General features: G+C 65.9%; 17 protein-coding genes and 1 pseudogene. 12 read left to right on the top strand and 6 right to left on the bottom strand.

Annotated features, from left to right (window positions below):
- The first annotated feature begins 8 nt into the window (after positions 1-8).
- On the top strand, positions 9-1,379 hold the full coding sequence (gene nhaA / locus ACQY8M_RS20835; protein WP_428675422.1) for a Na+/H+ antiporter NhaA: 1,371 nt from the start codon (positions 9-11) through the stop codon (positions 1,377-1,379).
- Here nhaA and ACQY8M_RS20830 read toward each other — a convergent pair whose 3' ends face one another.
- From ACQY8M_RS20830 to ACQY8M_RS20805, 6 genes and pseudogenes are all read right to left on the bottom strand, one after another.
- The gene (locus tag ACQY8M_RS20830) at positions 1,380-2,741 is read right to left on the bottom strand and encodes an MmgE/PrpD family protein (RefSeq protein ID WP_428659059.1); all 1,362 of its coding nucleotides are present in this window, start codon (positions 2,739-2,741) and stop codon (positions 1,380-1,382) included.
- Positions 2,742-2,946: 205 nt separating this feature from the next.
- Complete coding sequence (locus ACQY8M_RS20825) at positions 2,947-5,517, bottom strand: calcium-binding protein (protein ID WP_428659057.1); 2,571 nt, start codon at positions 5,515-5,517, stop codon at positions 2,947-2,949.
- 357 nt (positions 5,518-5,874) lie between these two features.
- Positions 5,875-6,300: a GFA family protein gene (locus ACQY8M_RS20820; RefSeq protein ID WP_428659054.1), complete on the bottom strand. Its 426-nt coding sequence runs from the start codon at positions 6,298-6,300 to the stop codon at positions 5,875-5,877.
- 359 nt (positions 6,301-6,659) lie between these two features.
- Entirely contained in the window at positions 6,660-7,631 is a 972-nt protein-coding gene (locus tag ACQY8M_RS20815; protein ID WP_428659052.1) for a cyclase family protein, read from the bottom strand.
- Between the two features lie 352 nt (positions 7,632-7,983).
- Positions 7,984-8,400, bottom strand: a complete 417-nt coding sequence (locus ACQY8M_RS20810) for a DUF6979 family protein (protein ID WP_428659050.1) — start codon at positions 8,398-8,400, stop codon at positions 7,984-7,986.
- 743 nt (positions 8,401-9,143) lie between these two features.
- A pseudogene (locus tag ACQY8M_RS20805) lies at positions 9,144-9,988 on the bottom strand (IS1 family transposase).
- A gap of 112 nt (positions 9,989-10,100) precedes the next feature.
- Here ACQY8M_RS20805 and ACQY8M_RS20800 point away from each other — a divergent pair.
- From ACQY8M_RS20800 to ACQY8M_RS20750, 11 genes are all read left to right on the top strand, one after another.
- On the top strand, positions 10,101-11,342 hold the full coding sequence (locus ACQY8M_RS20800; protein WP_428659047.1) for an AAA family ATPase: 1,242 nt from the start codon (positions 10,101-10,103) through the stop codon (positions 11,340-11,342).
- Positions 11,343-11,527: 185 nt separating this feature from the next.
- Complete coding sequence (locus ACQY8M_RS20795; RefSeq protein ID WP_428659045.1) at positions 11,528-14,710, top strand: ATP-binding protein; 3,183 nt, start codon at positions 11,528-11,530, stop codon at positions 14,708-14,710.
- A gap of 831 nt (positions 14,711-15,541) precedes the next feature.
- On the top strand, positions 15,542-16,261 hold the full coding sequence (locus ACQY8M_RS20790; RefSeq protein ID WP_428659042.1) for an SDR family NAD(P)-dependent oxidoreductase: 720 nt from the start codon (positions 15,542-15,544) through the stop codon (positions 16,259-16,261).
- Positions 16,262-16,466: 205 nt separating this feature from the next.
- Positions 16,467-17,582, top strand: coding sequence for an SMP-30/gluconolactonase/LRE family protein (locus ACQY8M_RS20785; protein WP_428659039.1), 1,116 nt, complete (start codon positions 16,467-16,469; stop codon positions 17,580-17,582).
- 164 nt (positions 17,583-17,746) lie between these two features.
- On the top strand, positions 17,747-18,310 hold the full coding sequence (locus ACQY8M_RS20780; RefSeq protein WP_428659036.1) for a hypothetical protein: 564 nt from the start codon (positions 17,747-17,749) through the stop codon (positions 18,308-18,310).
- 33 nt (positions 18,311-18,343) lie between these two features.
- Positions 18,344-19,153, top strand: coding sequence for a VOC family protein (locus ACQY8M_RS20775; protein ID WP_428659033.1), 810 nt, complete (start codon positions 18,344-18,346; stop codon positions 19,151-19,153).
- Between the two features lie 241 nt (positions 19,154-19,394).
- Positions 19,395-20,456 (top strand): permease, encoded by a 1,062-nt coding sequence (locus tag ACQY8M_RS20770; RefSeq protein ID WP_428675420.1) that lies wholly within the window; start codon positions 19,395-19,397, stop codon positions 20,454-20,456.
- A 12-nt stretch (positions 20,457-20,468) separates the two neighbouring features.
- A complete protein-coding gene (locus tag ACQY8M_RS20765) occupies positions 20,469-20,705 on the top strand; it encodes a thioredoxin family protein (protein WP_428659031.1) in 237 nt (78 codons plus the stop codon).
- A 221-nt stretch (positions 20,706-20,926) separates the two neighbouring features.
- On the top strand, positions 20,927-21,085 hold the full coding sequence (locus tag ACQY8M_RS20760; protein ID WP_428659028.1) for a hypothetical protein: 159 nt from the start codon (positions 20,927-20,929) through the stop codon (positions 21,083-21,085).
- Positions 21,086-21,224: 139 nt separating this feature from the next.
- Positions 21,225-22,913 carry an FAD-dependent oxidoreductase gene (locus ACQY8M_RS20755; protein WP_428659025.1) on the top strand — a complete coding sequence of 563 codons (1,689 nt, stop codon included), beginning with the start codon at positions 21,225-21,227 and terminating at the stop codon, positions 22,911-22,913.
- Positions 22,914-23,046: 133 nt separating this feature from the next.
- Positions 23,047-24,489, top strand: coding sequence for a DUF1254 domain-containing protein (locus ACQY8M_RS20750; protein ID WP_428659022.1), 1,443 nt, complete (start codon positions 23,047-23,049; stop codon positions 24,487-24,489).
- The last annotated feature ends 85 nt before the right edge of the window (positions 24,490-24,574 follow it).

The following is a 24,574-nucleotide window of genomic DNA, read 5'->3' as shown; positions in this document are numbered from 1 at the left end:
GTATGCCCATGACTCGACAGCCGTCATCCCAGCGCCGCAAGGTGCCCGCGCCCCAGGCCGCCACCGAGCGGGCGCTGGAGACCTTGCAGCGGTTCCTCCACATCGAGGCGGTCAGCGGCCTCGTCCTGCTCGCGGCGGCGGCCGTGGCGTTGGTCTGGGCCAACTCGCCTCTCGCGGACGGCTACCACGATCTCTGGCATCTGCCCGTCTCCCTCGGCATCGGCAGCTTCGCCTACTCGCAATCGCTGCATTTCTGGATCAACGACGGGCTGATGACCGTCTTCTTCCTGGTCGTCGGCATGGAAATCAGGCGCGAGATCCACGAAGGCGCGCTCAGCGAGGCGAAGCAGGCCCTCCTTCCGGTCGCCGCTGCGGCCGGAGGCGTCATCGCCCCGGCGCTGATCTACCTGGCGCTCAACGCCGATCCGACGCGCGCTCAAGGCTGGGCGGTGCCGACCGCGACCGACATCGCCTTCGCCGTCGGCATGCTGGCGCTCCTCGGGCGCACGATCCCGGCGGACCTGCGCGTCTTCCTGCTGGCGCTCGCCATCATCGACGACGTGATCGCCGTGCTGATCATCGCCTTCTTCTATTCGGGCGGGCTCGACCTTGCCGGTTTCCCGATCGCCGGGCTCGGCATCCTGATGGTGCTGGCGATGCAGCGCATCGGGGTCGGCACGGCGCTCCTCTATGTCGTGCCGGGTGCGCTGATCTGGGGCGGCGTGCTGATGACCGGCGCGCATCCGACCCTGGCCGGCGTCGTGCTCGGCCTGATGACGCCGGTGCGCTCGCGGCCGATGCGCGAGGATCCTGTCGAGGTGGTGTCGCGCGTCGCCTCCGAGCTGCGCGACAATGACGCCGTCGCGGCGAAGGACGAGCGCTCGCTCGCCCGGCCGCTGCATCAGCTTTCGCTCGCACAGCGCGAGATCCTGCCGCCGGTCGTGCGCGTGCAGGCAGCGCTGCATCCCTGGGTGGCCTACGTGATCATGCCGCTGTTCGCGCTGGCCAATGCCGGCGTCAGCCTCGGCGGGGTCGACTTCGCCGCTTACGAGCCGATGCGCGTGCTGCTGGGCATTGCGCTCGCGCTCGTGGTCGGCAAGCCGCTCGGCATCGTCGTCGTCACCTGGCTCATGGTCCGGCTGCGGCTCGGCCGGCTGCCCGACGGTGTCTCGTGGGGCGGCATCTTCCTGATCGGCCTGCTGGCCGGCATCGGCTTCACCATGTCGATCTTCATCGCCATGCTCGGCTACGCGGACGAAAGCCTCCTGAGCGCCGCCAAGCTCGGCGTGCTCGCGGGCTCGCTGACCGCGGCTGTCCTCGGTCTCGGCTGGGGCGCCCTCTATGTCCGCCAGTTGGCGCGAAACGCGAAGACTTCGTGACTATCCCGGAGCCGCGGCCATGGCCGCGAGATCACGGACGTCCTCGAGCTCTTCCAGCTGGTCGACCGTGTCGATCAGGCGCTCGGCCGTATCGGGCGCCAGCGGCGTGGCGGAGAAATCGAGGCAGCGGCGGAACTTGGCGAGATGCTGCTCGTGCGTAAGCGGACGCGCCGGGTTGGCGAGCATCGTCCCGCAGCGCCATGACAGCGCCGTGCCGTCCTTCAGATGCACCGTCACGGTCTGCGGCGCGAGCGCGTTGGGATCGGGGTTGCCGTCGTCGCGCGTCGCCACGCACGCCGCCAGCGCGTGCGTGGCGGGATCGGCCAGCGCCTCGCCGCGGAAATCCGCGAGGTCGAGCGATCCCTTCTGCAGCAACTTCGCCACCGCGTAGGCCATGCACAGGCGGGCATAGCTCGCCCCCGCGCCGGGCCGCAGCGGCCGGCCGACGAGGCGCACGATCAAGGGCGGCGCGGCGATCTCGACCCGCGCGACCTCCGCCGCCGTGAAGCCATGCTGCGTCTGCAGCGCCATGACGCCCTCGATGCCGCCATGGGTGGCGCGGCCCGCGGGAAAGGGCTTGTGGCTGAATTCCGCGATCCGCCAGTCGCGGCCCAGGCTTTCCAGGACCGGCTCCAGCGCGAAGGCGCCTTCGAAGACGCCGAGATATCCATAGGGCCCTTCGAACACCGCGCGCGACGGCTCGAACCCCAGCGTCGCCAGCTCGCAGGACTGCAGCGCGGCGCGGGCGTTGAAGGCGAGCTGCGCCGGCAGGATGGGGCTGCCCTCGGTATGGGCCTGCATCGTGCCGCTGGCCTGCGCGAGCTGCCAGGCGAAGGCGGCTTCCAGCGTGGCCCCGTCGAGCCCCAGCACGCGCGCCGCGGCCGCCACCGCGCCGAAGCCGCCCGCGGTGCCCGGGCGGAAGAACCGAAACCCGGCCTGCGAAGCGAGCCCCAGCCCCGCCGCGATGTCCACGCCGACGGCTACCGCGGCGATCAGCTCGGCACCGCTCACCCCGCCGCGCAGCCCGGCGGCCGCCAGCGCCGCGGGCAGGGTCGTGGCCATGGCATGGACGACCGCGCCCTCGTGCAGGCAGTCGTATTCCTGATTGTGCATCTGCCAGGCGTTGACGAACGCCGCGGCGGGCGCGGACAGCCGCTCCGTGCGGCCCCAGACCGGCACGGCGGGGCTGCCCCAGCCGGACGCGACGCGCACCAGCCCCTCCCCGCCTTCGACCGAGGAGCCCGCGATGCCGACGCCGAGGCTGTCCAGCACATAGACCTTGGCCCGCGCGACGGCTGCCGCCGGCAGATCGGCGAAGCGCGTCCCGAGCGCATGGGCGGCGAAGCGTGCGGCAGCGGACATGGGCGAAGATCGGCTCCTGAAAGCGCGTGAGCCCTTTGAGCGAATCAAGTTGCCGGGAGCGCGGCTCTCCAGAGCCGCTCTTCTTCGGATTGCCACATCCGATGAGCGGCTCTGGAGAGCCGCGCTCCCGGCAAGGAAACCATGGACGAAAGCATCCGGCGCCGGACTTTCGTCCGGCGCCGGAAAATCGATCCGTCGTCGCGGGCTAGATGACGACGAATTCGGAGTTCGTCATCGCAAGGCCGGTGCTGATCGTGGCGAACTGCACCTGCGCGCCGCCACCGGAGCCGTCGGCATCGTAGAAGAGCGCTCCGGTCAGCGAGTTGTAGATGATCCGGTCGCTGGCATCGGACGCCGCCGCACCGGTGTTGAACTGAGCCACCGTCAGCGTGCCGACGGCAAGCCCGCCGCCGCTGAACACGGCATTGTCGATCTGGATGACGTCGTCGGCGACGACGTAGCTCTGGATGGTGTCGACGTTGTCGACGGAGCTGAGCGCCGTCGTGAACATGAAGGTGTCACTGTCGGCGCCGCCGAGCAGGGTGTCGTTGCCCTTGCCGCCGTCGATCTTGTCGTTGCCGGCATCACCGGAAAGATAGTCGTTGCCGGAACCGCCCACGATGGTATCGGCATCGGCACCGCCGTAGACCGTGTCGGCGCCGTTGCCGCCATCGAGGGAATCGGCGCCCTCCTCGCCGTAGAGGTAGTCGTTGCCGCTGTCGCCGGTGATGGTGTCGTTGCCGGCTTCACCGTGCAGGTTGTCGTTGCCGTCGCCGCCATAGAGCTTGTCGTTGCTGGCGTCGACGGCGCCGCCCGCGTTGCCGCCGTAGATCGTGTCGTTGCCGTCCGCGCCGTTCAGCCCGTCGGCCCCGGCGCCGCCGATGATGTAGTCGTTGCCGTCACCGCCCCTCAACGTGTCCGTGCCGACGTCGCCGTAGAGGGTGTCGTTGCCGTCCCGGCCCTCCAGAACGTCGGTGCCGTCGTTGCCGCGAAGGGTGTCGTCGCCGCTGCCGGACACGATGGTGTCGTTGCCGGTGCCGCCGTAGAAGCGGAACAGCTCGATCGACGACACGACGCTGCCGTCGCTGGCGGCGCCGCCATCCACCGTCAGGGTGAGCCCCGCCACGTCGGTCGTCCGCGTGAAGTCCAGCGTATCGAAGCCGTCCCCGCCGTAGACCTTCTGCGCGAGGAGGCCGACCGCGAGGTAGTCGTCGCCGGCGTCGCCGTTCAAGGTGTTGGCGCCGAGCCCACCATAAATGTTGTCGTTGCCGCCGCCGCCGGACAGGTTGTCGTTGCCGTCCTCGCCGTAGATGTAGTCATCGCCGGAGTCGCCGGTGATGACGTCGTTTCCGCCCTCGCCATGGAGGTTGTCGTTGCCCTCGCCACCGGTGATCGTGTCCTTGGAGACATCCGAGGCGCCTCCGCCGGTGCCGCCATAGATCGTATCGTTGGCGTCGCCGCCGGACAGCGAGTCCAAACCGGCTCCGCCAATGATGTAGTCGTTGCCGTCCTTGCCGTAGAGCCTGTCGGCGCCGGCTTCGCCATAGAGCGAGTCGGCTCCCTCCGCACCGACCAGCCTGTCGTCGCCGTTGGCGCCGTAAAGGATGTCATCGCCGGTCCCGCTGGTGATCTCGTCGTCTCCCGAGCCGGCATAGTAGACGAGCCGCTCGATCCCCGCGGTCACGGTGCCGTCCGCCGAGGCATTGAGCTTGAACACATGGCCGGTCGCGTCGGCGCCGCGATTGACCTGGAGAAGGTCGAAGCCGGTGCCGCCATCGATGTTCTTGTCGCCGATATCGGCATAGATCGTATCGTCGCCGGTGCCGCCCTTGACCGTGTCGGTTCCCGTGCCGGTGTAAATGACGTCGTTGCCGGTGCCGGCATCGATCGTGTCGTTGCCGTCCTCGCCGTACAGGTAATCGTTGCCGTCGCCGCCATTGACGGTGTCGTTGCCGGCTTCGCCATGGATGTTGTCGTTGCCGTCGCCGCCGTTCAGGACGTCGTTGCTGGCGTCGACCGCGCCGCCTCCGGTGCCGCCGTAGATCGTGTCGTTGCCGTCGTCACCGTTCACCGTGTCGGCACCCGCGCCGGCGATGATGTAGTCGTTGCTGGCGCCGCCGCTGAGGGTGTCGCCATCGGCTTCGCCGTAGAGCGAGTCGGCGCCGGCGCCGCCGTTCAGGACGTCGCCGCCCGCGCCGCCATAGAGGGTATCGTTGTCGCTGCCGGCGGTTATCGTCTCGGCGCCCGACCCGCCGTAGAAGCGGAACTGCTCGATCGATGTGCTCGAGCTGCCGTCGGAGTTTCCCGCCGCCGCGCCATTGAGAACGTATGTATAGGCGTTCGCCGCGGTGGTGCGGTTGATCTCGAGGAAATCGAATCCCGTTCCGCCATCGACCGTCGCCTTGCCGAGCGTGGCGTAAACGACGTCGTTTCCGGCGCCGCCGCTGACGATGTCGGTTCCGATGCCGGTATAGATGGTGTCGGCGCCGCTGCCGCCCGAAAGGGTGTCGTTGCCGTCTTCGCCGTATAGGTAGTCGTCGCCGTCCTCGCCGCTGATCGTGTCGTTGCCGGCCTCGCCATGCATGTTGTCGTTGCCGTCGCCGCCGTAGATCGTGTCGTTGCTGGGATCGACCGCTCCCCCGGCGGTTCCGCCATAGATGAGGTCGTTTCCATCCTCACCGTAGAGGATATCCGCCCCGTCGTTGCCCACGATGTAATCGTCGATATTCGACCCGTGAATGGTATGCGCGCCGGGCGTATCAATGAAATTTGGCATCTTATCCTCCGAGTTGAATCAGGCTCGCCATCGACAGGAAATGGAAAGGTACGCTCGTGCGATTATCTTAGCTCATGGGCGATGAATCTGCGGAAAACAAGTTTCCTACTTATTGCGTATCTCCATCGGATTGTTTCGTTCATTTCAGTCGCGTCGGCCGGCGGCTCGGCGGACAGCTTGACGGTCGCCCCCTGTCGAGTCGTGACAAAATCGAGAAGAAAATATGATTTTCGCCGAGCGACGCTGAAACCAACCGTCAGGGGTAACCCATCGGCGGTACGCCAATAGAGGCGGTAGAGGCGGTCGGGTTCCGGGCGAGAGCATTGCCCGGCGGCCGTCGTCGTCCGACCGCGATCGTCAGTCGGCCGGGATGAAGCGGAGCGTGCCTGCGCGGCGCGTTGGCCTGCCGGTATCGTTCGTATGATTGATGCCGTCCATGACAGGCACCTCGGGAAAATCGAACGGGCTCACGCCATCCAGGCAAGCCACCTTGACGGCATACAGATTCTGGTCGGATCGCCGTTGATGATGCGTGTATATCCCGCAGCGCGAGCAGAAGAAGTGCTGCGCCGAGCCGGTATGGAAGCGGTAGCTCGTCAACGCCTCCTCGCCCTGCAGGATCTCGATCCCGCCCATCTCCGCCATGGTAACGACGGCGCCGCGCATTCGGCAGCAGGAGCAGGTGCAGCGGCGGATCGAATTGAAGCCGTCGCTGAGCGTCACCTCGAAACGCACCGCACCGCAATGGCACCCGCCAGCCCGAACGTTCGTGTCGCCCGACATGTCGCCTGTGTCTCCTGGTGAGCCCTCTTTTACACCCGGTTCTCGGGGCAAGGCCATCGCCTGCAACGGCTCCTTGCCTTCGCCCGTCCAAGGGCCTTCAGAGGCGCCAACTTTGGCTTGGAAACTTGCTGCACACCTGCCTCACCCTGAGGAACGGAGCGAAGCGAAGTGTCTCGAAGGGTGGCAACACGCACTGTGCCCATGCACCTCATGATCGCGGCAGCTTCGTCCTTTGCGCTCCCATCCTTCGAGACGCTCCGCTTCGCTACGCTCCTCAGGATGAGGGTTGTGTTGGTCTTTCAACCAAGTTCAGCGCCTATGAGCGCGGCTCTGCAGAGCGCCGCCCCGCCGGGCTCGCGCTAACCCGCGAGCGGCATCGCGACCGGGCGCATCGGCGCGCCGGTGGCGCCGCGGAGCTTGATGCAGGCGCCGAAGAAGGCGAATTCCTGGATCCCCTCCCCGACCAGCTCGTCGAGGAAGGCCATCTCCAGGATGACCACGCCCGCCTCGGCCAGCAGGTAGGTGTGCACGGGCAGGAAGTTCAGCGGGTCGGCCGTCGGCGTCTGCTCGAGGGTGAGATTGTCGGCGCCGATCATGATGGCGCCGTTCTTCGCCAGGAACTCCGCGCCCTCGCGGTTGAGGCCGGGCGTGTTGCTGACGAAGCTCATGTTGGGCCACAGCTTCATCTGGCCGGTATGGATCAGCACCACGTCGCCCGGCTTGAGCGCGAGCTGCTGGCGCTTCAGGCAGCCCTCGAGGTCGGCCTTGCCGATGGCATGGCTCGGCGGCAGCGTCGGCACGCCGTGCAGCGCGGCGACATCGAGCAGCACGCCGCGGGCGAAGATCGGCGGATGCTTCTCCGCGCCGCACTTGTCCCACACCCGGCTGCCGAGATTCTTGCCCGTGCTGAAGTCGTTGAAGATCCGGTCGCCGTAGCCGAAGTGATTGAAGGTGTCGATGTGGGTGCCGCAGTGGGTGTACATCGAGACCGAGTCGCCCGAATAGCCGACCAGCTGGTTGGCCTCCAGGCTGACCCCCATCGAGTTGCCGACGACCTCGCCGCCCGGCGTGTGCGTCATGTTGATCTGATAGGGCGGATCGCCGGCGCCGAACCAGCCGGGCATGCCGACGAAATGATCGACCGACAGGTCGAACACCCTGGAGGCGTCGGCGCGGCTCAGGATCGCCGAGCGCGACTTGCCGTCGATCAGGTTCAGCATGCCGATCTCGTCGTCCTTGCCGAACGGGCTCTTCGAGACCTTATGGAACTCCGCGTTGTAGGCGATGATCTTCGACTTCATCGCCTCGTCGACATAGCACATCACGCACATGGCTTCCTCCCGCAGGGCGGTCCGGTGGCATCGGACAAGACCCGGCGCGCGGTGCACGTTTCATGCCGACAAGAGCTCGTGACCGAACCGGCGCGCAAGGGAGGAGCGTCGGGATGCGCAGAAGGCCAAGCACACGGCTGGCCGTCGGACGGAGGCTCCTTCCTCGGCACGACGTACACAGCGTTTCTTAGCAGATGGTCAGCCTTGCCGGCAGCCTCGGGCCGTTCGCCCTCGCTGGATTTGCCGACGCCGGCGAACACGTAGAAGCCTCCCCCTTCAAGCGGCACGACCGTGTAGCGGTATTCGCGTCGCCAGGCTCGAGCCATGCGCACGGGCGACCGCTGGTAGCGGGTCAGTTTGGATTTTGTTCTGTAATGGGTGCCTGGATTATCAGATCATTCTTCCAAAGCGCAAAGACCACGTCGATCTGGCCTTGGTGCTTCATGATCTTCGGCCGGATCACTTTGCTCCAGAGACACTCCAGCTTATCTAGCCAAGACTCGTCGTTCCACAGATAGTGGACTGCGTCTACAGCGTAGCCTTTGTTGTCTACCGATCTGGTCAAGGGCCCTCTTGGCTTTGGGACGCCCCTCACCAAGCCTTCCTCACAAAGTCCGAGGTAAGCACTGATTGGGCAAGACTTTTCCATCGTGCTCTGCGAACAGCCAAGAGCCTGCGCAGCTCTGCGCCAAGCCTTACGGGGTTCAGACACTTCTTTCGAAATGAGAAGGTACGTGGCTTTGACCGCAACTTCTCCAAAGACGCCCATCGTCGATCTCTCGCCCTTCTACTCAGAGTGGTAAGCCTCCCATGAATCGACCATCTTCACAACATTATCCATAGACCAGTGTACGAGTTTGAATTCTATAAAATTGCGTTGATGCTACAGTGCCGGCCGTCATGATGGTTTCCAGTTTGACGACACCTAACGCGCAGTTGCCATCGTCGCTCGCTGCATCCGTGCCGGAAGCCGATCTCCCATTAGACGCGGGCATCCGACGGCATGTGGCGGTCTTGCGGTCCGGCGGAATTGAGACTTTCTAGTCGTGCGAAGGTGGCGAAGGCCACGCATTCCCGGAGCCGACAATCCGCTTCCATGGCAATAGAACAGCCGGCTTTCGCGCGCTGACCGTAGCACCACGCGTTGCCTATTCTCAGTCTGCGGCTTGCATGGCCCATCAATGACGGGATGCCGAGCGGCCCTTGGTGGGAAATGACTTTTGCCACCAAGGACAACCCTTAGGCGGTTACTGACCCTGCTGAGCCAGACGGTTGTAATGATCGCAACGAGGCCGGCCAGCCGTTCCAGCGCGCTTGTACTGAGCCTCAATGTTGTTGCCCTCAGTGCACCGGTCGTTGTCGTGATGCACGTTTGAGGTGTTTGGCTTCACCGAATGAAACGGAGCTACCTTCGACATATGCCCTCCTGTTGGTTGTGGGCACGTCAAATGTACAGGCCCAACCTGTGGGGAGTCCGCTACTCAAAGTAGAACAATAGTTCGCCAATGCGTCCTATTCGGCCGTCTCCCATTCCTCAATCATTGCGACCACATCGTCCATCGACCAGAGCGTCTTGGACACACCGGCGGCTATCGCCGGGGTGACGCGCAAGGTCTGATGAATCCTGCAGTAGTTGTAGTGCATGAAGTAGATCGCCAGCGCAAAGAAGTGATTTTCGACCTTCTTCGAGAACGCATTGGTCAGGCGCGTGAAACGGCGCACGCCCATGCGGTTTGAGAGGTTCGCCCGCTCGGCATAGCTGGTGCTGATGTACTTCTGGTCCGGCTGGCCGGTCACGGTGCCACGGTGGTCCCGACGCACTCGGCCGGGCTGTAGCGGCGCTGCGGGCCTTCCGGCGCCGGGCCGTAGTGCTTCACCAGAATGGCGTAGTCGATATCGTCGCCGAAGACGCGCTCGATCGCGTCGAGATAGGACTTGTTGCCGTCGCTGGTGAGCTGGACGCGGTTGACCAGCCGCCCCGACAGATCGCGCATGAACACGTTCGCCGCGTAGGCATCGCGACCACCCACGAAGAACGACGGGATGAGCTTCGTATCGGCGTCGATGGCCGTCCACGTCCACACGTCGCCCGCCACGTCCGGCGCGGCCTTCGCAGTCGCGACGTTCTTCGCCTTGGCATACACGAAGCTCCGGATTTCATCGAGTTGAAGACGCTTGCAGGTCAGTCCTCGGAGGTTGGCGTCCTGATACTCGGTGCACGCCTGCCCGGCATCAGCCAGCAGCTTCACGATAGTGTTTTTGCTCGCGCCGGTAATGCGCGAGATCGCTCGCATCGAAACGCCCTCGATCATCATCGTCAGGATTTGAGCTCGCTTGGCGGTGGCGAGCTTGTTCATACTGACCCTTATGCTCAAAAGGCCTGTTTTTCGCTGAGCGCCGCGGTGGTTTTTGTCAACATTGACTATCGCCGTATCAAAGTTTATCAACTGACGCATGGTTAAAGACCTAATGAAGCTGACCAAACCCCGCGCGATGACCGGAGATGATTGGGGACGGCTGCAATATGAAGTGATGGAGGCATTTAGCCCCGGCGCGCCCGTCGACGAAGCGGCGCTATTCGCTGGGCGTCCAGTCCAGGTTGACCGCATGGTCGAGGCGGCGCTCCAGCGCGGACAACACGCGGTGCTTTATGGCGAGCGCGGCGTGGGAAAGTCATCGCTGGCCAATATCTTCTCGAAGAGGCTTAGCGGCGAGCACCGTATCGTCCATTCGGTGATCGTCAATCTCCAGCCAGGCGACGACTACACCGCCGTCTGGCGCAAGGTATTTCGCCGATTGCTCGACACAAATGGCGTTCCGCTGTCCGACCACTATCCCGAAATCATCACACCTGACGATGTCTTGATGGAGTTGTCAGCACTCCCGTTGTCGCCGATGCAGATGATTTTTCTCGATGAGTATGACCAACTTCAAGATACGGCCGCACGCGTGCTAATGGCCAATACCATCAAGGATCTGTCAGATCGAAGCTGTCGGGTCACTGTGATCATCGTCGGGGTAGCTGATTCCGTGGAAACCCTGATCGAAGATCACAAATCGATCTCGCGCTGCCTTAAACAAATTCCGATGCCGCGCATGTTGCCCGGGGAACTGACGGAAGTCGTTAACTCTCGCCTAAAGCTATTGCGGATGGGCATCGAACAAGAGGCTATGTCGTTCATCTTGGCGCTGGCTCGCGGCCTCCCGCACTATGTCCATCTGCTGGGGCAGCGAGCCTCTGTCGCCGCCATAAGGGCCGCGAGTCTCAAGGTGGAATTGAAGCACGTCGAATCTGCGTTGCCGCTTTGCGTGGAGGAGACGGCCCAAACAATCAGGACCCAGTATCATGCGGCCACGAACAGCCCTCGCAGGGACAACATTTATAAGGAAGTCTTGCAGGCGGCGGCACTGTGCGATGTCGACGATCTCGGCTACTTCCAACCGGCCGCCTTGTGCAAACCATTGGCAACCCTTCTCACCAAGGACGCAGTTCCGGTTTCCGTTTTCGGGCAGCACTTGAGAATCTTGCTGACGCAAGAGAGGGGCCAAATCCTAGAAGTGACGGGGGTGAAACACCGCCCTCGATATCGCTTTTCAAATACGATGATGCAGCCGTTCATTCTGATGAACGGACTTCAGGCTGGCTCAATCACCAGGGAGCAGATCACCGCACTGGCGGCTAGCTACTACCAGCCTCGTCTTTCCATCTAGCTCTTGCAGCCTTTTGGGCGATCTTCCGTCGCCTCTCCGGTGAGAGACTGGCGGTGCGGGCGGCGGCCCCAGCGATGCGCCGGTTGACGGCCAATGCGCTCTTGGGTTTGCCGGGGCCATCCTCAACCTGCCCCGTCGCTATGTCGCCGATGAGCTTGGCGAGTTGGACAGGATCGCGGGGACGTTTGAGCTTCCTGACCATGCCTTGGAGTGTGCCACGCGGCCGGCACACGGGCAAAGACGCGGTCAACTCCGCCTCCCGTCAAACTGACCCACTACCCGACCGCTCCGACGGTTGCGCTTCATCGGTGCTGACCGCACAATCGTGTCGGGCGCGACAGTGTAGTGCGCGCGCTGCCAGGCGTTGCCAGGAGCGACGGCGGGAACGGATGCTTCGCAGGCGAGACACGCACGGCCGTCGCGGACTCGCCGGGGATCGGGCCCGTGAAGGGGCTTCGACGGGCGAAGCAGTCGCCGCAGGCGCGGCGCGGCGCGACGGCTCCCAAGCTCGGCATGGAGCGGCCGAGCGATCGTACGCGTTCGGCGAGTTTTGCCTCCTGCCGGACCGGCAGGCCCTCCTGCATGCCGGCCAGCCGGTTCGAATCGGCAGCCGCGCGCTCGACATCCTGAGCCTGCTGGTCCAGCGCGCCGGGGAGCTGGTCTCCCGGTCCGAGCTCGAAGCCTATGCGTGGCCCGGCACCTTCGTCCATGAAAGCAACCTCAAGGTTCACGTTTCGGCCCTGCGCCGGGTCCTGCGCGCGGGGTCCGACGAGCCGGGCGTCATCCTGAACATTCCGGGACGCGGCTACCGCTTCACGCTCCCGGTGACGGTCGAGGGCCGCGCCCGGGCGTCGTCGCGGCGATGGCCGGGAGCGGACATGGAAACGGCCGCCCCCCGCGCCCGGATCATCGGCCGCGAGGACGAGATCGCCTCCGTCGTCGCGGCGATCTCGCAGCACCCGCTGGTCACGATCGTCGGGGCCGGGGGCGTCGGCAAGACGACGGTGGCGCTGGCGGCCGCGGAACGGCTTTCCGGGCGGTTTGACGCGGCGCCGTGCTTCGTGGACCTGTCCTCGATCGACGATCCCCAGCTCGTGGCGCATGCGATCGCGGGCGCCCTGGGCGTGCGCGTCGACCTCAACGATCTGCTCGGCGGCATCGGCGAGCACCTGCGCGCGACGCCGCGGCTGCTGATCCTCGACAATTGCGAGCATCTCGCGTCGGCCGTGGCTGCCGCGGCCGAGCATCTTGCGCCGGACCTCGATCGGACGGCCCTGCTCGCCACCAGCCGCGAGCCGCTGCGCGCCCGCCAGGAGCACGTCTACCGGCTGTCCCCGCTGGCCTGCCCCGACGGCGCGACGCGGATGCCTGCCGCGGAGGCGCAGCGCTACCCCGCCGTTGCGCTGTTCGTCGCCCGCGCCGAGGAAGGCGCGAGCTCCTTTGCGTGGGACGACGACACCGCGGCAGCGGTGTCGCGGATCTGCAGCGCGCTGGACGGCATCCCGCTCGCGATCGAGCTCGCCGCGACACGGCTCGATTCGCTTTCCCCGGCGGAGCTGCTGCGCCGGCTGCAGGACCGCTTCGAGCTGCTGCGCCGGGCCGACCTCGCCGCGCCGGCGCGCCAGCGCACCCTGCTGGCCACGCTCGATTGGAGCTACCGGCTGCTCTCGGATGCCGAGAGCCGCATCCTGCGGTTCGCCGCGCTCTTCGCCCGGGACTTCGCGCTGGACGATCTCATCGCCCTCCTCGCCTCTGCGGGCCCCGATGCGGCGCCCCTCGATACGGCCGACATCGTCGCCGGAATCGAAGGCCTGGTCGCCAAGTCGTTCGCAACCGCCGAACTATCCCGCGGCTCGCGCCGCTATCGGCTGTTCGAGAGCAGCCGCAGCTACGCGCTCGCCCGCCTCGACGCCGGCGGAGAGCGGGATCGGGCGCATGTCCTGCACGCCACGCGCATCCTGACCGTCCTGGAACGCGCCGAGGAAGAATGGCACTGGCGTGTGACCGACGACTGGATGGCGCTCTACGGGGCGCGCGTGGACGACCTGCGCCGCGCGCTCGCCTGGGCCTTCGGAGCGACGGGCGACAGCATGCTCGGCGTCCGGCTCACCGCCGCCGCGATTCCGCTGTGGGAAGCGCTGTGCCATGTCGACGAGAGCGGAGCCCGCGTCGGGGAGGCGTTGCGCGTCGCCGACACGCTTGCCTCCTGCGACGCAAGGCTGAAGACCAAGCTGGCGTGCAGGCATGCCTGGACGCTGACCTGGTCGGAGCAGCGGCTCCCCGCCACCGAGGCGCCGTGGATCGACTGCCTGCGTCTTGCCCGCGACTCCGGCGATACCGAGTACCAGCTGCGCGCGCTGTGGGGGCTGGCCATCTACGAGACCTTCACCGCGAGATCCGTCGCGGCGATCGGCCATCTGATCGAGTTCGAAGCGATGGCCGAGCGCGCGGAGGACTGGTCCGTGCTGCCCGACGGCCAACGCCTGCTGGCGCTGGCGCGCACCTATGTCGGCGAGCTGCGCGAGGGCAACGAGCTGCTGGAACAGCTCGCGAAGCGCTTCAACCGCGTCGAGAAGCGGGCCCGCATCACCCGCTTCTCGATCGACCGCTATTGCATCATCCGAAGCTCGCTGGCCTTCACGCGCTGGCTTTGCGGCCGCACCGAGTCCGCTCTTGCGGCCGCGGCCCAGGCGGTCGACGCCGCGCTGGCGGTCGATCATGCGGTCTCGCATTCCAATGCCCTGGCGTTCGCGGGCGTGCCTCTGGCGCTGTGGACGGGAAACCTCGATCGCGCCGAGGCGGGCATCGGCGCCCTGCGGGAGAACCTCGCGATCCGCAACACCGCGGTGTGGCGCCGGCTCGCGCGCTTCTTCGAGGCCGCGCTGCACCAGGCGCGCGGTGACCGGACGGCGATCGAGCCGATGAGCGCGAGCCTCGACGAGCTGCTCGATACTGGCTTCGTCACCCGCGCCCCCATGTATCTCGCCATGCTGGCCGAGGCGCTGGTGCGCGAAGGCCGCGTCGCGGACGCCCGGCTGCGGATCGACGACGCCGCAACGCGCATCGCGCAGTCCCGCGAACGGTGGTGCAGGCCCGAGATCCTGCGCATCCAGGGGCTGATCCGGGCAGCGGACGGCGACCACGCGGCGGCGCAGGCGCGATACGCGGAGGCGATCGCGGATGCCGGCGCGCTCGGCGCGCTGAACCTCGAGCTTCGCGCGGCATCCGACATGGCGCGCGATCTTGCAGCCGAAGGCCGCCGCGATGCCGCCTTCGCGATCCTGAGCCGCACCTGCGCGAAGTTCACGGAAAAGGGCCCGAACAGCGAGATCGTCGCGGCGCAGGCGTTGCTCGACACCCTCGCCTGAGAAGGCGCCAACTTTGGTCGAAGGACCAAAATAACCCCCATCCTGAGGAGGCCGCGAAGCGGCCGTCTCGAAGGATGGCCCGCACAGGAAATCGTAGAACAAGCCGATTGCAACATCGGTGGTGTGACCACCCTTCGAGACGCGTCGCTTCGCTCCGTTCCTCAGAGTTTGTGAATGATTGCCATTCAGACGTTTTCCTTGGCCGTCGCTACCTCACCACCTCACCCTGAGAGCTTGTGAAAAAATCGACGTCGCGACTCAATGACGATCTCGCCACCCACTTACCTCACCCTGAGAGCCTGTGAATTTTTTAATCCAGCTTCTTCAGTCGTGGAGTCGACGAAACGAAAGATCCCTCGCTGCGCTCGGGATGACAACAATGCTGTCATCCCGAGCGCAGCGAGGGATCTTTGTTTCTTCAATCAGCCGCCGAGGACAAGACCGATGAAAAATTCACAAACTCTGAGGAGCGCAGCGCAGCGGAGCGTCTCGAAGGGTGGCAACGCGTACAACCTCGATAAAATGCCGAGATCGCAGCACTTTCCGCGCGTCCTTCGCGTCGCCATCCTTCGAGACGCTCCGCTGCGCTGCGTTCCTCAGGATGAGGCGGAGGGGTAGCCAGACTGGTCTTCTCACTGCCGGCCGACAAATTCACAAGCTCTCAGGGTGAGGGGCAAGCCAATGTTAGCGCCTATGAGTGGCGCGCCCTCAGCGGAACTCACCTGGCAAAAAGCACACGCTCGGAGCCCGCGCGCGCTTAACCACGATTTACTCGCCAGACGTCCGGTCCCGGGCGCATTGCTGTCCCTCGACGCAGAAGGGGACCGCAGGATGAGGCTTCACGGCAAGGTCGTGCTGGTGACCGGAGCGGCGAGCGGTATCGGCCGCGCCGTCTCGGAGCTCTTCGTCAAGGAAGGCGCGCTCGTCGTCGCCAGCGATATCGCCGCGCCCGAGAAATCCTATTCCGCCGGCATCGAGGCGCTGCAGCTCGACGTCACCAGCGAGGCCGGCTGGGCGGCGGCCGTCGGCTCGATCGTCCGCGCGCACGGACGCCTCGACGTGCTGATCAACAATGCCGGCATCATCGCGTACGAACCGCTGCACGAGCTCGGGATGGCCGCGTGGATGAAGATGATCGCCGTCGATCAGACCGGGGTCTTCCTCGGCATGCGCGAGGTGATCGGCGTCATGCGCCCGCAGAAGTCGGGCTCGATCGTCAACATCTCGTCGATCTGGGGCAATGCCGCGGTCGCGGGCGCGCATTCCTATCACGCCGCCAAGGGCGCGGTCCGCAACATGTCGAAGAATGCGGCGCTCACCTATGTCGCCGACGGAATCCGCGTCAACTCGGTGCATCCGGGATTCATCCATACGCCGCTGACCGACGCCCAGGCGCCGGCGCTCAACGACTCCGTCATCGCCTCGACGCCGATGAAGCGCGGCGGCAAGCCGATCGAGGTCGCCTACGGCTGCCTCTTCCTCGCCTCGGACGAGGCGAGCTTCGTCACCGGCGCCGAGCTGGTGATCGATGGCGGCTATCTCGCGCAATAGCGGAGAGCGCCATGAGATATGCGCTGGGAGCTCCGCCTTTGTACCGGGAGCGCGGCTCTCCAGAGCCGCTCATGGGTAAGGGCAATCCGAAGAAGAGCGGCTCTGGAGAGCCGCGCTCCCAGCAGACCAAAGTTGGCGCTTATGAGCGACGCGCCCCCGGCGAACCTGGCCGATCAAGAACGCGCAAAGGGGCAGGAGACATGACGTGAGCGCTTCCATCGTTCGACGGTCGGCCGGCGCCGCGGGACTCGTGCTGGCGGGCGTGGCCGCCTACCTCTGCTTCTGGCCCGTCCCCATCGAGCCCCGGTCATGGCCGGCGCAGGCACCGCCCGGCTTCACCGGCGCCTACGCCCCGAACACCCGCCTGGCCGACCTCCGCACGATCGACATCGGCAGCGAGGTCGGCCCGGAGCACATCGCGATCGGGCCGGACGGCAAGCTGTATGCGGCGATGGAGAGCGGCGACCTGCTGCGCATGGACCCCGACGGCAGCAATCAAGCGGTGTTCGCCAGCACCGGCGGGCGCGTCCTCGGCTTCGACTTCGACCGCGGCGGACGGATGATCGCCGCGGACCCCATGAAGGGGTTGCTGGCCGTCACGCCCGAGGGGCGCGTGACGGTGCTGGTCGATCGCGTGAGCGCCGCCGACCCGGTTCGCTACGCCAATTCCGTCGTCGTGGCGCCGGACGGCACGATCTATTTCACCGATGCGTCCACCCGTTTCGCGCCCCTGGAATGGGGCGGCACCTACGAGGCGAGCGTGCTCGACATCCTGGAGCAATCCGCCAGCGGCCGCGTGCTGGCCCATGACCCGGCGTCGGGGAACACCCGCGTCGTGGCCCATGGCCTGTCGTTCGCCAATGGAATCGCCCTGTCGGCCGACGGGCGAACGCTCTTCGTGTCCGAGACCGGCCGCTACCGGATCTGGAAGATCGACGGCCGCGCCCGCGATCTCGACGTGCAAAGCGGCTCGCCCCAGGCAACGATCCTGATCGACAATCTGCCCGGCTATCCCGACAACGTGATGCGCGGCCGCGACGGCCGCATCTGGGTCGGCCTGTTCAGGCCGCGCAACCCGGCGGCGGACGGGCTCGCGCAGAAGCCGTTCGTGCGGAAGATATTGCTGCGGCTGCCACGGTCGCTGCTGCCGCTGGGCCAGCCGTACGGGCACGTCTTCGCCTTCGACGAGAGCGGACGCGTGACGGAGGACCTGCAGGATCCCGCCGGCGCCTATCCCGAGACGACCGGCGCGACCGAGACGGCGGATCGCCTCTACATCCACAGCCTGCATGCCCACACGATCGGTTGGGTGCCGCGATGATCGGCAAGGCGATCCTGAGAGGTTGCGGGTTTTTGTGCGATGCCGTTTCAGGCATCGTCCCGATGAAGCGAAAGATCCCTCGCTCCGCTCGGGATGACAACAAGGGTGTCATCGCGAGCGGAGCGAGGGATCTTTGCTTCTTCAATCTGCGTCCAAGGACAAGGATGGTGGTGCTTTGCGCCGTCGGCGCCGTCATGGCGCTGCCTGCATCGGCATCGGATCCGGCGCTGGAGGAGATCTACGTTCTCCGCAGCATTCGCGAGCCGCAGGCGCCGACCGCCGGCTGGTGCGCCTCGTCGCGAACCGGCTTCGACCCCTTCCCGTCGGACGCGGAGCGCTTCTTCTCGTTCTGGAGCGTCCGCTCGCGTCCCGAGGACGGCAGGGTCGTCGACGCAAAGGCCGCGCGCGTCGCCGAATTGCGCGCCTGCTTCGGCCCGACCGGCGAGCCCGCGCGGCAGAACTTCCATGCCGAAGTCCGGTTGGGCGCGATCTCCTTCCGCGGCAGCGGCGAATGCCTCGCCCTCATGATCGACTTTCCGGAGAGCGGCCTCTTCCCCGTCCGCTGCCAGCTCGTCCTGAGCGGCCTGCCCGCGCCGTTCGTCGGCGGGCTTCTGACCACGAACACGATGACCACCAGGGCCGCTTTCGGCGGCGACACGGAGCCGCCCGGCTACACCCAGGCGTCGATCGCCACGATCCGCCTGTGGCGGGCGCGGCCCGGCCGCTGACGATCGAGCAAGCTTCATCCAGGGAGACACATCATGAGCGACGAGCGAAACGAGGCGGATCTCCGGCGGCGCGGCATCCTTCAGGCTGCCGGGATCGGGATCGCGATCGCCGGCGGTTTGGCGGCTTCGACTGCCGCGGCCGCAGGCAAGGGCTCGCTCGGCGCGCGGCTGCAGGGCGTCCAGCATTTCGGGCTCACGGTGCAGAACATGGATCGCGCCTTCGCGTTCTACACCGAGGTTCTCGGCGGAACCGAGGTGATGCGCGACGGCGACTTCCAGGGCGAGCGCATCCACAACACGCTGCTGACGGATCAGGAGATCGAGGCACGCGTGCGCCGGGTCAATCCGCGCACGATGGGCGTGCCGGACCTCAGGGGCGGCGCGCAGCGGCTCGACGTGCGATTCATCCAGTTCGACAATGTCGTGATCGAGTTGCTGCAATATCGCGACGCCGGGCAGCCGGCCGGCAGCGGCGCCGCCTTCGCCGAGCCGCTCGACCACATGAGTCCTGCCTTTCCGCGCATGATGCACATCTGCTTCCACATCCGCGACGATGTCGATTTCAACGAGTTCATCGCCGATCTCGAAGCGGAAGCGGCGCGCCGGGGAATGACGCAGGTCAGGGCCAATCGCGTCGTCACCGTGACGACCGAGCAGGAACGGCTGGCCGCACCGCGCGAGGCGAACAGCAACGCCATCACCGAAGGCCAGTCGAACGGATGGCGGCTGATCTACTGCAAGGGCCCCGAAGGCGAGCAGCTCGAGTTCGTCCAGGCCCTCGGGCCGGTCAAGCGCCTCTTCGACGGCGCGCGCGAAGCCCGTGCGAGGTCGATCGGCCGATGACCGACATAGGGAGGCGCCGGGCGTTCGGCCTTCTCGAATAGCGCCATGTTGCGTGGAACGGGAGCTTTGCCTCTGCGAATTTGTCCCTGCCCTTGATCTGCCTCAACCCAAGATCTCGCGCCATCTGGCAACATGCGTGGTGCGGGGTTGCTGCGCGACCGGCGTGATGCGCGGTGCGTGCTTCAGTCACTCGCGCCCGAGACGCCGGCGTGGGCGCACGCGGCCTGAAGGGAGGAGCGAGATGTCGATTGAAACCCTGCCGCGGCAGCCTGCCGCCGGGCGCGATCATGTCTGGAAGTGGCTTGTCGCCACCCTAGCCGGCCTCGCCCTTTGGGTCTTTCTCTATTCGCAGCTCATCCCGTTCTCGGAATGGATCGTCTCGCTGCTGCCGGTAGATCGCAAAAGCCACCTCGGCGAGGCCCTCGCCTTCTTTGTCTACGATACGCCGAAAGTGCTTCTGCTTCTCACCTTGGTCGTGTTTGCCATGGGCGTCGTGCGCAGCTTCTTCTCGGCCGAGAAGACCCGCGCCATGCTGGCGGGCCGCGCCGAGGGCGTCGGCAACGTCGCCGCCGCAGGACTCGGAATTCTGACGCCGTTCTGCTCGTGCTCGGCGGTACCGCTGTTCATCGGTTTCGTCAGCGCCGGCGTGCCGCTCGGGGTCACGTTTTCGTTCCTGATCGCCGCGCCCATGATCAACGAGGTGGCTCTGGGGCTCCTGTTTGCATTGGTCGGTTGGGAAGTTGCTCTGACCTATCTGGCCTTCGGACTTTCCGTCGCGATCGTCGGCGGATTCGTCATCGGCAGGTTGAAGCTCGAAGGTTGGCTGGAGCCCTGGGTGCGCGAGATCCGCGCCGGCACCATCGAGCTGCCCGATGAGCATATCACGATCCCGGACCGCATTAAGGCGGGTATGGAGGCGGTCGCCGATATCGTCGGGCGGGTGTGGATCTGGCTCATCGCGGGCATCGCCGCCGGGGCGCTGATCCACGGCTACGTGCCCGCCGATCTGATGGTACGGATCATGGGGGCCGATGCCTGGTGGTCGGTGCCGGCGGCCGTGGCGCTCGGCATCCCGATGTATACTAATGCCGCCGGGATCATTCCGGTCGTCGAAGCCCTTCTCGGCAAGGGCGCCGCGCTCGGCACGACGCTCGCCTTCATGATGAGCGTGATCGCCCTTTCGCTCCCCGAGATGATCATCCTGCGCAAGGTGCTGTCGCTGAAGCTGATCGCGGTTTTCGTGGCCGTCGTCGGCACCGGCATCCTGGCGGTCGGCTTCCTGTTCAACGCCCTGTTTCACTAAAGGAGAGGTCTCATGAAAGACGTAAAAATCCTCGGTCCCGGCTGCAAGCGCTGCGAGGCGGCGGCCGAGATGGTCAAGACCGAAGCGGCCAAGCTCGGCATCGCGGTGACGGTAGAGAAGGTGACGGACTATGCCGCGATTGCCGGCTACGGAATCGCTTCGACGCCGGGCATCGTCGTCGAAGGCAAGGTGGTTCACGCTGGCGGGTTGCCTCGTCAGGACGCAATCGCCGCATGGCTGAAGGCCTAGTGAGGGCCCCTGATCGCAACGTTACGACAGGTCCGGAATGACCACGCCAGAGTATCGGGTTCACGCCCGGAGGGTCGACGATCACGGCAGTCTCGCCACGACCAAGCAGGCAGAGATTACGCTCGACACCGACACGCAGGGCCGCGAGGACGCCCTTCAATCCCGCCGAGCTGTTTCTGGCAGCCATTGCTGCCTGCATGATCAAGGGCATTGAGCGGACCATGCCCATTCTGAAGTTCAAGCTGCGCGGCGTCGAGGTGAAGCTCCATGGCATCCGGCAGGCAGCCCAAGGCGCCGGCAGGCAGCATCCGGGGATCGCTGCTGCTGCCCGCCGCCTCCGACCGCGGGCGCTGCGTCGCGCTTCGACATTCGCCGCGTGATCGCCACCGGCATCTCGATCGGCATGACCTATGTCAAGGTGTCGCCTCCCGCGTGTCCGATAGGAATGAATTCGCAGCGCGCAGTGGGCTGCCGGAACGTCCGCGGGCGCCGGGCGAATAACTTGATCGGACAGCTGCGATGAAAGTCATAATCGTCGGTGGGGTTGCGGGTGGGGCCTCGTGCGCGGCACGCCTGCGCAGGCTGGATGAGCGCGCCGAAATCCTGCTGATCGAGCGCGGGCCCTACGTCTCGTACGCCAACTGCGGCCTGCCCTATCACGTCGGCGATGTGATCCAGAAGGAATCGCGCCTGCTGGTCGCGAGCGAGAAGCTCTTCCGCGAGAATTTTGCGATCGACGTGCGCACCGGCTGCGAGGCGGTCGGCATCGCGCCGAAGGAGAAGCAGCTCACGGTGCGCGACGTGAAGACCGGCGACATCGCCGTCCTCCCGTACGACAAGCTGGTGCTGTCGCCTGGCGCCGCGTCGGTCCGGCCGCCGCTGCCGGGCATCGACCTTCCGGGCATCTTTCACGTCCGGACGATTCCCGATGCGCGGGCCATCCGCGACTGGATCGAGCGCGGCAGCGAGTTTCTGACCGGCATGCACCGGTACTCCGGATTCCAGACCGTGAAGCCGAACGCGCGGGCGGTGGTGGTCGGAGGCGGCTTCATCGGCCTGGAGATGGTCGAGAACCTCGTCCATCGCGGCTTCGATGTGACGCTCGTGGAAATGCTCGACCAGGTGCTGCCGCCGGTGGACCGCGAGGAGGCGCGCGCGGTCGAGGCTCATCTGAGACGGCACGGGGTTCATCTCGCGCTCGGGGACGGCGTGGCGGCGTTCAGGGCTGCCGCCCATGGCGCCATCGACGTCGAGACAAAGGGTGGAAAAATCCACCCAGCCGATCTGGTGATCCTCGCTCTCGGCGTTCGGCCCGATACCACGCTGGCCAGGACGGCCGGGCTGCGGCTCGGCGAATGCGGTGGCATTCACGTCGACGACCGGATGCGCACCAGCGACCCCGACATCTTCGCCGTGGGCGATGCGATCGAGGTCGCCGACTTCGTCACCGGCGAGAGGAGCCTCGTCGCGCTGGCCGGGCCGGCCAACCGGCAGGGCCGGATCGCCGCCGACGTGATCGCTGGCCGCAACTCGCGCTACCGCGGCACCCAGGGCACGGCGATCGTCGGACTCTTCGGCGCCGTGATCGCCTGGACCGGCGCCAGCGAGAAGACCTTGAAGCGGCTCGGCCATACCGACTGGGAGAAGATCTACCTCTATCCGAACTCGCACGCAGGCTACTATCCCGGCGCCAAGCCGATCGCGATGAAGGTCCTGTTCCGAAAGTCCGACGGCCTCCTCCTGGGGGCGCAGGCACTGGGCGAGGACGGGGTCGAAAAGCGGATCGACACGCTCGCCGCCATGATCCAGATGCATGCGACGGTGTACGACCTCGAAGAGGCCGAGCTCTGCTACGCGCCGCCCTTCGGCAGCGCCAAGGATCCGGTCAACTTCGCGGGAATGGTGGCGGCCGATGTCCTGCGCGGCGACATGCCGGTCAGCCACTGGACCTCTCTGGACGACGGTTTCCTGCTCGATGTGCGCGACCCGGTCGAGCTCGCCGTCGAGCATGTGCCGGAGGCGGTCAACATTCCCCTCGCCGGGCTGCGGGCGCGACTGGGCGAGCTGCCGCGTGACCGCGAAATCCAGGTCATCTGCAGGTCCGGCCAACGGGCATACGTTGCAGCGAGCATGCTGCTGCAGAACGGCTTCAAGGCCCGGACGATCTCGGGGGGAATGCTGTCCCGCGCGCAGAACTTCCTCCTGTAGGCCGTACCCCAGCCGGGAGGCCTTTGGCTCCAGCCGACGACGTCCCTTGTCAGCCGGACCGGAGTCGCCTACCCCACTCCGACTACCCGTGTGCGCATGACCGCAAACGGCGAGTCGGAACGAAGGTGTCGAGATGCTGACGAAACGTGATCTGCTTGGCTCCGCGGCGATGGCCGCACTCGCCGCCGCCGCGGCGAAGTCCACCCCGGCCATTGCGCAGGACAAGGCCGCGTGGCCCAACCTGCTGGAGGCCAAGAACATCGCCGAGGAAGGCTTCATCTACGGCCTGCCGCTGGTGATGAACTATGCGGTCATGCAGGAGTTCGCCGTCGACAGGAACTCGGGGCAGTTCAAGGCGCCGTTCAACGAGATCAACAACATGCATCATGTCGCCACCCCGGCGGACACGGCGGTGATCACGCCGAACAGCGACACGCCCTACTCGTTCGTCTGGCTGGACCTGCGCGCCGAACCGATGGTCATCTCGGTGCCGGCGGTCGACAAGGACCGCTACTACGCGGTCCAGCTCATCGACGGCAACACCTACAATTTCGGTTACATCGGCTCGCGCGCCACGGGGACCGAGCCGGGCGACTATCTGGTGGTCGGCCCCGGCTGGAAGGGCGGAATGCCCGCCGGGATCAAGAAAGTCTTCGCATCGACGACACCCTTCACGCTCGCGCTGTTCCGTACCCAGCTCTTCAATCCGGGCGACATGCCGAACGTCGAGAAGATCCAAGCCGGTTACAAGGTGCGGCCGCTTTCCGCCTTCCTGGGTCAGCCCGCCCCGCCCGCCGCACCGAAAATCCAGTTCGTCCCGGCCACCACGGCGGGGATCAAGGCCAACTTCTTCGAGTATCTCGACGCGGCCCTGCAGTTCGTCCCCGAGACGGCGAGGGACAAGGAGATTCGCGCGAAGCTCGCAACGATCGGCATCGGCCCCGGCAAGACCTTCGCGTTGAAGGATCTGTCGCTCCAGCACAAGGTCGCAATCCTGGTGGCCATGAAGCAGGGCGACGAGAAGGTCGACAAATGGCTGGCCGGCGGAAACAAGGACATCAACGGCTGGAACGTCGGCGCGTTCTTCGGCGACGAGGCCTTCTTCAACGGCGATTGGCTGATGCGGGCCGGAGCCGCCAAGGGCGGTCTCTATGGCAACGATGCCGTGGAAGCCATGTACCCCTATACCCGAACGGACGCGGCCGGCGAGCCGCTCGACGGCAGCAAGCACAAGTACACCCTCACCTTCGCACCCGGCCAGTTGCCGCCGGTGAATGCGTTCTGGTCGGTCACGATGTACGACGGCAAGAGCCAGCTTTTGGTCAAGAACCCGATCGATCGCTACCTCATCAACTCTCCGATGCTGCCGGCGATGAAGAAGGACGCGGACGGGTCGCTCACGCTCTACATCCAGAAGGACAGCCCCGGTGCGGACAAGGAAGCGAACTGGCTCCCGGCGCCGAATGACACGATCTATCTCGTGATGCGCCTGTATTGGCCGAAGCCGACGCCGCCGTCGATCCTGCCGCCGGGCCAGGGGACATGGCGGCCACCCGGTGTGAAACGCGTCTCGTAGAGGGCTCAGGCCGGGCCGATTGCAAGCCTTCGCCCCGCGGTGCGGGCGCGGGTCGAGGACGATCGAGGTCGAGGATGAAATCGTG

It is taken from the genome of Reyranella sp. (assembly GCF_965279465.1).
Taxonomy (GTDB): domain Bacteria; phylum Pseudomonadota; class Alphaproteobacteria; order Reyranellales; family Reyranellaceae; genus Reyranella.
Note: the sequence above shows the minus strand (reverse complement) of the source record. Positions and strands in the feature narration are given on the sequence as shown.